This window comes from Bradyrhizobium sp. CCBAU 11386 (assembly GCF_028128955.1).
Lineage (GTDB): Bacteria > Pseudomonadota > Alphaproteobacteria > Rhizobiales > Xanthobacteraceae > Bradyrhizobium.
In genome coordinates, this window is sequence record NZ_LBKA01000184.1 from 17,085 (window position 1) to 27,010 (window position 9,926).

8 protein-coding genes are annotated in these 9,926 nt (G+C 58.4%); 4 read left to right on the plus strand and 4 right to left on the minus strand.

Annotated features, from left to right (window positions below):
• The first annotated feature begins 161 nt into the window (after nucleotides 1–161).
• The 4 genes from XI09_RS12430 to XI09_RS12445 all read left to right on the plus strand — a co-directional run bounded on the left by XI09_RS12430 (nucleotide 162) and on the right by XI09_RS12445 (nucleotide 5,347).
• Nucleotides 162–1,364, plus strand: coding sequence for a CaiB/BaiF CoA transferase family protein (locus XI09_RS12430; RefSeq protein WP_271567093.1), 1,203 nt, complete (start codon nucleotides 162–164; stop codon nucleotides 1,362–1,364).
• Nucleotides 1,365–1,613: 249 nt separating this feature from the next.
• The gene (locus tag XI09_RS12435; RefSeq protein WP_097669591.1) at nucleotides 1,614–2,765 is read left to right on the plus strand and encodes a glycoside hydrolase family 88 protein; all 1,152 of its coding nucleotides are present in this window, start codon (nucleotides 1,614–1,616) and stop codon (nucleotides 2,763–2,765) included.
• A gap of 176 nt (nucleotides 2,766–2,941) precedes the next feature.
• Nucleotides 2,942–3,871 (plus strand): dihydrodipicolinate synthase family protein, encoded by a 930-nt coding sequence (locus XI09_RS12440; RefSeq protein WP_271567094.1) that lies wholly within the window; start codon nucleotides 2,942–2,944, stop codon nucleotides 3,869–3,871.
• A gap of 9 nt (nucleotides 3,872–3,880) precedes the next feature.
• Nucleotides 3,881–5,347 (plus strand): NAD-dependent succinate-semialdehyde dehydrogenase, encoded by a 1,467-nt coding sequence (locus XI09_RS12445; protein ID WP_442869578.1) that lies wholly within the window; start codon nucleotides 3,881–3,883, stop codon nucleotides 5,345–5,347.
• A 182-nt stretch (nucleotides 5,348–5,529) separates the two neighbouring features.
• Here the strand turns inward: XI09_RS12445 and XI09_RS12450 are convergent, their stop codons facing one another.
• The 4 genes from XI09_RS12450 to XI09_RS12465 all read right to left on the minus strand — a co-directional run bounded on the left by XI09_RS12450 (nucleotide 5,530) and on the right by XI09_RS12465 (nucleotide 9,220).
• On the minus strand, nucleotides 5,530–5,757 hold the full coding sequence (locus tag XI09_RS12450; RefSeq protein WP_271567095.1) for a hypothetical protein: 228 nt from the start codon (nucleotides 5,755–5,757) through the stop codon (nucleotides 5,530–5,532).
• Between the two features lie 300 nt (nucleotides 5,758–6,057).
• The gene (locus tag XI09_RS12455; RefSeq protein ID WP_041956566.1) at nucleotides 6,058–6,960 is read right to left on the minus strand and encodes an NAD(P)-dependent oxidoreductase; all 903 of its coding nucleotides are present in this window, start codon (nucleotides 6,958–6,960) and stop codon (nucleotides 6,058–6,060) included.
• Nucleotides 6,957–7,643 (minus strand): HAD family hydrolase, encoded by a 687-nt coding sequence (locus tag XI09_RS12460; RefSeq protein ID WP_018645245.1) that lies wholly within the window; start codon nucleotides 7,641–7,643, stop codon nucleotides 6,957–6,959. Before XI09_RS12460 ends, XI09_RS12455 begins: the two co-directional genes overlap by 4 nt.
• The gene (locus tag XI09_RS12465; protein ID WP_271567096.1) at nucleotides 7,640–9,220 is read right to left on the minus strand and encodes a hypothetical protein; all 1,581 of its coding nucleotides are present in this window, start codon (nucleotides 9,218–9,220) and stop codon (nucleotides 7,640–7,642) included. The genes XI09_RS12460 and XI09_RS12465 overlap by 4 nt, the downstream gene beginning before the upstream one ends.
• Nucleotides 9,221–9,926: the final 706 nt, after the last annotated feature.

Below are 9,926 nucleotides of genomic sequence, written 5' to 3' on the forward strand. Positions count from 1 at the left end.
TTCTGGCCCTCTCATGCGCAGATGGAGCGGGATGACGCAAATCTCATTCGAATGTTGGTCGATTCGCTTGACTCCGGTTCTTGCACAGCCTAAGTCTGAAATCGATTTCAGGAATCGAGAGCCAGCAGCTCGATTTCAAGTAAAACCGAAAGCAAGGATATATGGTCGATCTCTTGAAGGGCATTCGTGTCCTCAGCCTCAATCACTTTCTCATGGGGCCGGTCGGCGTGCAGTTTCTCGCCGACCTCGGCGCGGACGTGATCGCCGTGGAACCGCCCGGAGGGGCTTTTCAGAGGAAATGGGGCGGGGCGGACAAGCGGGTTGACGGCCAATCGATGTTGCTTTTGACGGGAAACCGCAACAAGCGCAGCCTCACGCTCGATCTGAAAAAACCCGAAGCCGTGGTCGTCGCCAGGCAACTGATCGCTAAATCGGATGTGATCGCAGAGAACTTCCGTCCGGGTGTGCTCGACAAGCTTGGTCTCGGCTACGAGGATGCAAAGAAGATCAATCCGCAGATCATCTATGCCGCTGCCTCCGGCTACGGTCCTGACGGGCCCTATGTCGATCGCCCAGGCCAGGATCTCTTGATCCAGGCACTATCAGGACTTGCGATGATCACAGGAAGTCGTGAGCAGGGGCCGCGGGCTGTCGGCGTTTCCGCCATCGATCATCACGGTGCCGCCTTATTTGCGGCGGGGATCCTGGCTGCCTTGGTGAGGAAGGCGCGGACGGGGCAGGGCTGCCGCGTCGATGTCAGCCTGCTGTCGGCTGCGCTCGACCTGCAGATGGAATCTTTTACCTGCTACCTGAACGGCCAAAGGCCTGACGACGTCCGTCAGCCGGGCCCGGTGGCCGGCTGGTACTACGGCGCGCCGTACGGCATCTATGCGACACGCGATGGGCACATTGCGATCTCTTTGGGATCGCTGGAGGCGCTCTCGGGCGCGCTTGGCCTTCCGGCCGACCAGCGAATTCCCGACGAGGAGGCCTATCGCCGGCGGGACGAGGCCTCAGCCATCATTGCGGCCAGCGTCGCCAAACGCACAACCGCCGAATGCATCGTCTTGTTCGAGGCGCGTGGAATTTGGCACGCTGCGGTGAACGATTATGCCGACGTCGTTGCGGATCCGCAGATCGCGCATAACAAAAATTTTCAGGTCGTGACCGGGGCGACCGGAACTCCCATCACCCTTGTCAGCCATCCGGTGCGCTACGACGGCGAGCAGCCGGACGTGCGTTTGCCGCCGCAAAAACTCGGCGCGCAAACGGAAGAGATTCTGAAGGAGCTGGGCTGTGACGCCACGAAATTGAAGCATCTTTACGATACGGGCGCCATCGGCGCCGCGGACTCGCATCACTAAACGAAAAAAGAGACTTCTCGAAAGTAGCGCGCCTACGTCAGGAGGGGCACGGTGATCGGCATAAACGTGCGCGCGGCTTTCCCGGCGGTGGTGCCGAGGAGGCGTGCTCCTCGGCAGCGATGCAACCAAGCACGCTCGGAAGTCTCGTGAACACTAACCATTCACGCCAGTCCAGGATGTGTTGGTAAAGAGCTTTAAGTTGCCGCCAGGCCAAAGCCGCGCGGCGAGTTGGGTGTCGGACCAGAAGCCATGTCGGAAAGCCAATATCTGCCCGCGCGCGAGCGTATGCTGAAGCGCATTGCCGAGACTCGGGACACTGCACGCTCGGGCTTGCCACACTGGGCGAGTGCCGCCGACGGAAAATGGACGTTCACGCCCGATGGTGATTGGACCGGCGGGGCATTTGTCGGTGAGCTTTGGCTCGCGCATCTCGCTGATCCCAGGCAGTTCCCGATCGAAGACGCGCGTGCTGCGCTAAGCCGAATGTTGCCGCGCGCCGAGCGGCTTACGGCCTTCAAGGGCTTCGGCTTCTATCATGCTGGCGCCCTGGCCAGCATCCTGTTCAAGGAAGAAAACGCGCGCGCAGTGGCTCTGACAGCAGCAAGGTCGCTTCGTGATATGTTCGATCCACACCTTGGACTGATACCGTTGGGCAGGGATGCCGAGGAGGCGAGCGCAGTCGGAGCCTCCGAGAGCAGCATCGACTCGCTCCAGGCGACAGGCCTGCTCTATTGGGCCGCGGACGAGCTTTCCGATGCCCGGATGGAGGAGGTCGCCAATGCACATATGCGGCGTGTCCTGGAGATCCATGTGCGGCGGGACAATTCAGTTATCCAGTCTTCCACCCTTGATCCACATACCGGCAAGGTGCTCAGAACGCACACGCACAAGGGATATAGCGATATCAGCACCTGGGGCCGCGCGCAGGGATGGGCGATGCTCTACACCGCTCACGCCGCCATGGTCCGCCCGGACGAACCGCTATGGCGCGACTACGCCGTGCGCCTTCTTGATTGGTGGATCGACCATGTCCCTGCGGATCTCATTGCCTTCTGGGATTTCGACGATCCGGCGATCCCCAACACCAGCAGGGATACTGCGGCCACTGCTATCGCTGCTGCGGCGGCGCTGCGCCTCGCATCCGCACTTGGTCCTGAGGGGGGCCCCAAATATAGATTATTTGCAGAGCGCACAGTTACTCAGCTGAGCTCGAAATACCTGACACCGACTGCTCCCGATGACCCGCGCCCGCCAGGAATGCTCACCGGCGGCTGCTTCACCCGAAAGGCGATCGTGCGCGATATCGATGCGGCCCAGAACGTCGAGCTGATCTTCGGAAGCTACTTCCTGTTTGAATGCCTTGCCATCCTGACGGATCTGGTGCCGCCTGGCTGGATCTAATGAGGAGGCGCGAAAGGCTTCCAACGCGAACAAAACCTCAAACCATTCTTGTTTGTGGCGCCACGCCAGTCAGTCTGTCCGAAAAGTTCGACGGCATCGGCTCCACTCCTTGGATATTTGCGATGGGCTGATCGACTTCGACGGCAACTGACTGCCTCCTGCCTGGAATCCTCTACATGAGAAATGCGAAAACTCCCATCTATCGCGGCTTGTTCCCGGTCGCTCCGACGCCGTTTACGGAATCTGGAGATCTCGATCTCGAAGGGCAGCGGCGCGTGCTCGATTGCATGATCGATCAAGGCGTCGACGGGATCTGCATTCTGGCCAACTATTCCGAGCAGTTCCTGCTGTCTGATCAGGAACGTGACCTTCTGGTCGATCTCTGCCTCTCGCATGTCGCGGGCCGCAAGCCCGTCATGGTGACCTGCAGTCATTTCAGCACCCGGATTGCGGTGCAACGCGCCCGCTATGCGGCCGAACGTGGCGCAAGCCTCCTCATGCTGATGCCGCCTTATCATGGCGCAAGCCTCAAGGCGGATGAAGGCGCCATGATCGGGCATTTCGGCCGGGTCGCGGACGCCGCCGGGATTCCAATTGTGGTCCAGGACGCGCCGCTCTCCGGCGTTACATTGACGGTCCCGTTTCTCGTCCGGCTCGCTTGCGAGGTGCCGCTCGCCAGATATTTCAAGATCGAGGTGCCGTTTGCGGCTGCCAAGCTGCGCAGTCTGATCGAGCTCGGCGGTGAGGTCATCATTGGTCCTTTTGACGGGGAGGAAGCCATCACCATGATGCCAGACCTCGATGCCGGTGCGATCGGAACAATGTCGAGCGCGCTGTTGCCCGATCTGCTCCGCCCCGTGCTCGATCATTACAAAGCGGGCGACAGGCAGGAAGCCGCTCTTGCGTATGCAAGGGTGCTGCCGCTCATCAATTTCGAAAACCGCCAGTGTGGCCTGCGCGCCGCCAAGAGCGTAATGGCTGAAGGTGGCGTGATCAAATGCGAAGCCCTGCGGCATCCGCTTGAGCAGATCCATCCGGCGACGAGAGCTGGATTGATCGAGCTTGCGCGTGAGCTCAACCCGCTGGCTCTTCGCTGGGGACATTGAGGTGCGGGCATGATGCGCCGGGAACAAGCCACGCAGGCAGAACCTGTGTACCCCAAGATCAGGATGTTCATCGCCGGCGAATGGACGGAAGGGGGCTCGGATCGCTCGGAAAAGATCCTCAACCCCGCGACCGGCCAGCCGATTGGCGAAACTCCTTATGCGTCCCGCGGCGATCTCGATCGTGCGATCATGGCCGCTAAGGAGGGCTTTGAGATTTGGCGAAAGGTTTCGGCCTTTGACCGATACAGAACGATGCGCAAGGCCGCCGATCTCATACGCTCGCGCGCAGCCGGCATCGCATCGATCATGACGCTCGAACAGGGCAAGCCGCTCACCGAGTCGAGTGCTGAATCGCTCCTTGCTGCCGATATCATCGACTGGCTCTCCGAGGAAGGGCGGCGCGCCTATGGGCGGATCGTCCCGGCGCGCTTTGGCAATGTTGTCCAGCTCGTGACCAAGGAGCCCGTCGGGCCGGTTGCGGCATTTACGCCCTGGAATTTTCCGATCAACCAGGCCGTGCGGAAGATCTCCGCCAGCCTTGCAGCCGGCTGCTCCATCATCGTCAAGGGACCTGAAGAGACGCCAGCGAGCTGCATGGAGCTGGTGCGTAGTTTCGCGGATGCGGGCTTGCCGGCGGGCGTGATCAATCTCGTCTTCGGGGTGCCATCCGAAGTTTCAGATTATCTCATACGCCATCCTATCATCCGGAAGGTCTCCTTCACCGGTTCGACCGTGGTCGGAAAGCATCTCGCAGCCCTTGCCGGCGCCCATATGAAGCGCGCCACCATGGAGCTCGGCGGGCATGCGCCTGCCATCGTTTTCCCGGATGCGGACGTCGAGAAAGCCGCAAAAATCTTGTCGGCGAACAAGTTCCGCAATGCCGGCCAAGTCTGCGTCTCGCCGACGCGGTTTCTGGTGCATGAGAGTATCTATGAAGATTTCGTTAAGAGGTTCGTTGCCGAGGCCAGCGCGATCAAGGTTGGCAGTGGCCTTGAAAGAGATAGCCGGATGGGGCCGCTCGCCAATTCGCGGCGGGTCGATGCAATGGAGAGCCTTGTCGCGGACGCTCTCGATTGCGGCGCCCAGTTGCGCACCGGCGGCAAGCGTATCGGCAATACGGGGTACTTCTTCGAGCCGACGGTCCTGACCGATGTTCCACCTCAAGCTCGCATCATGAATGAAGAGCCGTTCGGCCCGGTCGCGCCGATTGCGCGGTTTAAAACCTATGACGAGGTTGTCGCGGAGGCCAATCGACTGCCCTACGGGCTCGCCGCCTCCGCCTACACGCGATCCGCCGCAACGATGGCCGCGATCGGGGCCGATCTCCAATGCGGGATGGTATCGATCAATCATCATGGGCTTGGGCTTCCCGAAGTGCCCTTTGGGGGAACGAAGGAGTCCGGCTTCGGTTCGGAAGGTGGCCTCGAGGCAATCGAGGGCTATCTCGACACCAAATTCGTGAGCCAGGCGAGTTAGAACCGGAATACCAGATACCAAACCGGAGCAGAACGACTTCGTTAGTGCCGCCGGATCGCCTCGAGCGCTCCGCCCTTCTCCGCTGGCAGACCGGTACGTCTGCCTCTCCCCAGACTTGAGCCGCTGTCGGAGAAATCCGGCAGCGGTCCTTTTCTTTGCTGGACCAACACCTTCTTGTTCTTTCAGGCGGGAGCAGAAATGAGATACTTTGTCCGGCAAATCAGCGCGGATGGATAACAGCTGCGTGTGCCAAAGCCCTCAAGTATCCGCGCTGATGATAGCCCGCGAGCACCACGAATATTGGTGCGGCCCAGCATGACCATCGCCTGGAATTTCTCGGCGATGACCATCTCACGCGCAGAAGCGCGCAGATACTGAGCAGGAAGATCGTGGAGAACCGACAGGACCATTTCCAGTAGACCCGGTTCGACCGCATGACCGAAGGCGATACCGATAACGATACGGACCTTGGCGGTATCGAGTAATGCGTCGGCGGCGATGCGCAGGCCGCCATACTACTCGGTTTCCTCGCGAATGCGATTGACCTTGACGCTGTTTGGATCGAACTCCACCCCATCGTTATAAGAAACGCCCCCTGACTTCTTTGAAGATGCGGGCCATCTCGTCCTAATCCTCGCTCTCGAATGCCGAGGGCAACAAGGGCACCACGGACTCGTGGAAAAATGTTCGCTTGGAGCCAAACCAAGCGCTTACGATCGGGCCAAATGTGGGAGGGTCAGTTCACCTTTGCCTGCGACAACTGAGAGGTTGAGTTCCTGCGCGGCAGCATCCAGGACCGGCACGGAAACAGCACTCTCGCGCGCTAGGCGCACAGCACACTCGATGTCCTTTGCAGCATTTGCAATCGAGATTGCCAGTGCATCTGGTTTCTCTCCCAACAAAAAGGCGGCGAAGGCTTGGAATATTCCACTGTTCGTAGAGCCCCGACTGACCAAAGAGCGCAGTGTCACAAGATCTATCTGAAGACTATCCGCGAATTGGCAGACCTCAGCGGCGACCGCAGCGATGCCCATAGTCATGCTGTTGTAAACAAGCTTGAGCTTGTGGCCGTGTCCGACATCTCCAACATGCATAACGGTCTCGCAAAACGCAGCAAGAATGCGTTCAGCAACGGGAAAGAGTGTTGCATCCGATCCAACCATCGCATTGAGAAGGCCGAGCTCTGCTTGCTCGGGGCTTCGTGTTACTGGAGCATCAATGAAGCTAAGACCTCGTCTTTCCGCCGTTTTGGCCAATGCAATGGTCGATGCGGGATACGAGGTCGTACAATCAATTATCAAACCTCCTCGGCACATGTTAACAAACAGGCCATCGTGATCGAGGCACACCGTCTCAACTTCGCGGCTGGACGGTAATGACAACACCACCACACTTACATGCTGCGCCAACTCAGCGATCGACGCATGCTCGCGGGCCCCTGCACCCATCAGGCGATCAGCACCGAACCGGTTCTTGTTGACTTTGATGTGGAGTTCGTTTTGCTGACGCAGCAGGCTGATCCCTATACCTGTTCCCATGCGCCCCGCTCCGATAAGCCCTATGCTCTGCTTGATCGTTTTGGGAGCCGCGTTCGCTGACGATCCCTTGCTCATGATTTAGTATTCCGAAAGAAGCCATGGCTTTGTAGGATCGGCAACAGCTCGTGATGGTTGTTGATGGTGTAATCTGGACGCGCGGCTTGCAGGCGCGAGGTCGAAACAAATCCTCCGGTAATGGATATGCTTGTCAGTCCGAGACTGCGTGCAATATCAGTCTCGACGGGCATATCGCCGACGATGAAGGTTGACGACGGCTTCAGGTTGTGCCTGTTCATATAAAGGCGAAGCCGCTCTCCTTTGCTCATCGATTTGTATTGCGTGGCGCGGCTTTCAAAGGCGAGCACGTCGGTGACGTAGTCATCCACTCCAAGTCTCCTCAGCTGGAACTGTAGAGGCGCGACTATGTGGTTGCTGAGGATGATGAGTAGAGCAGATTCTCGGCGCGCTAACGCGAGCACTCTGCGCGCCCCCTCACGTAAATCGGCTTTATCCGCAAGAGGCTCGTACGTGTCGTGAAACAGTGCGCCTTCGTCACGCTCCACCGCCTCAACCTCCTCCTGCGACATTCCGAGGCTACGATAGAGACGATCGAGGGGAACATCACAATGCTCTCGAAAGGTGTTTATATCGATGCTCGGACGACCAAAGCGGTCCAAAATTACATTGGTCGTTTCGAGCAGCGCGTATGTGTCATCGAGCAGTGTTCCGTTCCAGTCAAATACGAGAGCGGGCTTCATGATGCTGACCTCAGACGGGGATTGACAGGAAGAGCGGCCAGCAAAGCTTTCAAGTTTCTGTCCGCGCGCTGACGTCCAGCGGGGGTCGGCATCTCCAACGTGAAGGGCGACAAATCGATGCCCTCTAGCCTGTTGGCCAATATGGATACAAGGGCACGGAAGGGCAGATAAGTGATGGTGGCTGCTTGGATTGCCGTCGCAATGTTGCTTTCAATAATTTTGAGGGCTGGCGGATCCATCCTGTGGAAGCGAAGACACTGGGCGCGTGGTTCGGGCGGCAGTCGCTTCAACGCCTGCCAGAATGCGAGCTCATCTAGCGTATCAATACCCATGCCGTAGTAGTGTGGAGCAACTATAGGCGGCGAACCAATTGCCCAATGTACGGCTTCGGCTCCAGCGGCAAGGAGCATCGTTGTGACGGCCTGGCTGGTATCACCTCGAATGAGGGCCTCATCGACAACTATGATGGTCCGTTTAGCGACGGCAGATTCCGACACGAGATACTTCTGAGCAATGCGAGATTGTCGGGCCCTGGGTCTGCCCAGGAGCGTTCGCTCAAGAAATTGAGTTGCCACTACGTCGCTACGCTCGGCGAGCACGCCCTGTTCGGCGAGAGACTCAAACAGACCATCGGCGTACGGCCCCCCAGTATTTGGCATGGAGGACACGATTGGCGGCATCAAGAGTGGGGCTGCTTGGACACGCTCCGCAACGATTCTCCCCAAGGCCAGCCCGATGTTGTGACGGGTCTGGCGATGTGAATGGCTCTCAACCGACGTGTTCGGACTTCCCAAATAGAGAGTTTCGTAGGCGCAGAGTTTGGCCTTACATCCTCGGCTGTTCAGGGTATGGTCAACGCTGCCGCCCGTCTTGGCGTCCACTCGCTGTATGCTCCCAGGCAAGAGCTGCTGGGTCTCCCCTTCCAAGCCAGCGAAGGCACAATTTTCGGAAGCAAAGAGCAACAATCCATTACTTGCCCGCATAGTCTCCAGTGGTCGCAAACCGCTTCGGTTGCGGTATGCAACAAGATCACCGTTCTTATCTAGCAAAAGCGCGGAAATGGCACCATCGATACGATCATCAAGCTCGCGAAAGATAGCTTCGTAGTCCGCGGGCAAGCCGCGACGCCAATATTCTCGTTCGCAAGATCGTTCAATCCACCTCAGCAAGAGCTCGGCGTCTGTGTTGGTATCTATCAGTGGTCCCTCAGCGAGCAATTCGCTCCTGAGTTCATGAGCGTTCACCAAGGCGCCGTCCATAGAAATTGCAAAATGGCGGCTAGGAGTTGACCGCACATCGCCGTCACCCCCAGTTCCACAGAATCCGCTACGGATCTGCGCGATTGCAACATGAGGCCGAAAGCGCGGCTCCTGTTCGATGCAGTCAATGCGCACTGAATTATCGTCCGATTGAAACGCCCTCCCATGTCGGATCCCACGCTCTTGCATGAAAGCAGAGACCGCGACACCTGCTTGCCCACGGAGCGCAAGTGTCGGAATCATTTTCTTCAGCTGATCAACAACACGCGACGATGGTTCGCTTGAAGCGGAGAGAAACGCACCGGCGACACCGGACATATAGTCACCCACTTGTTAAGGAGCCGATCTGGCGGGGCGCCTCGCATGGCTAATGTGCCTATGAAGGCGGAAGTTCGCTTCATCCTTAAGCAAGCGTCGTACCACTCCTTTGAAAATACTGGCTGGCGCTTCTAGAGCGAAGAGAATTGGAAGACGAGCCACTCTAGCCACTCAGTGAGTGCTCTGCGTCATTCAGGCCCTCACACGATGTTCAAGATGCTACGACTGTGTGCGAAAAGCGCCACACCGGAGCGATAAGGTGCGAGTGCTTTGAAGTCGGTGAAAGCCTTCTGATCTTCCACTCATTTCCTTCCATTCTGTGGGCAAGCCACCAAAGCGCGTCCTTACGGACGACCAGCATTAGAAAAGGGCTCCAAGCAGGCCTGGTAGCGGCGCGTTGGTATTTTCGTGTTTTGCGAGTAAGAGTCGGCAGATGATGCAGAGCGAGTCCATTGCGCGATTGCCGATACCGAGAGCCGGGTCCTGGACAGCCGAAGTGCGCACGTCCGTCTGCGGGACAGAGTAACGAATGGACTTACAGGCACTTGGCCCTCCGTTCTTTGGCCAACTCACATTTGTTGGCCGCTGTGCGCACACTGCTACGAACAGGGCATGAACGGAATAGAGTCGCAGCCTGGCTTACTAGGGACTCTTGGGGGTAGCGAGCGCCTGACTGATCTCGCGGTCCGATGTTTTCCTGCCTTGC

Coding starts and splice junctions, on each gene's coding strand:
- XI09_RS12435 (WP_097669591.1), top strand. CDS start 1,614: ATGTCGGAAAGCCAATATCTGCCCGCGCGCGAGCGTATGCTGAAGCGC.
- XI09_RS12445 (WP_442869578.1), top strand. CDS start 3,881: ATGATGCGCCGGGAACAAGCCACGCAGGCAGAACCTGTGTACCCCAAG.
- XI09_RS12430 (WP_271567093.1), top strand. CDS start 162: ATGGTCGATCTCTTGAAGGGCATTCGTGTCCTCAGCCTCAATCACTTT.
- XI09_RS12440 (WP_271567094.1), top strand. CDS start 2,942: ATGAGAAATGCGAAAACTCCCATCTATCGCGGCTTGTTCCCGGTCGCT.
- XI09_RS12465 (WP_271567096.1), bottom strand. CDS start 9,220: ATGTCCGGTGTCGCCGGTGCGTTTCTCTCCGCTTCAAGCGAACCATCG.
- XI09_RS12450 (WP_271567095.1), bottom strand. CDS start 5,757: ATGGTCCTGTCGGTTCTCCACGATCTTCCTGCTCAGTATCTGCGCGCT.
- XI09_RS12460 (WP_018645245.1), bottom strand. CDS start 7,643: ATGAAGCCCGCTCTCGTATTTGACTGGAACGGAACACTGCTCGATGAC.
- XI09_RS12455 (WP_041956566.1), bottom strand. CDS start 6,960: ATGAGCAAGGGATCGTCAGCGAACGCGGCTCCCAAAACGATCAAGCAG.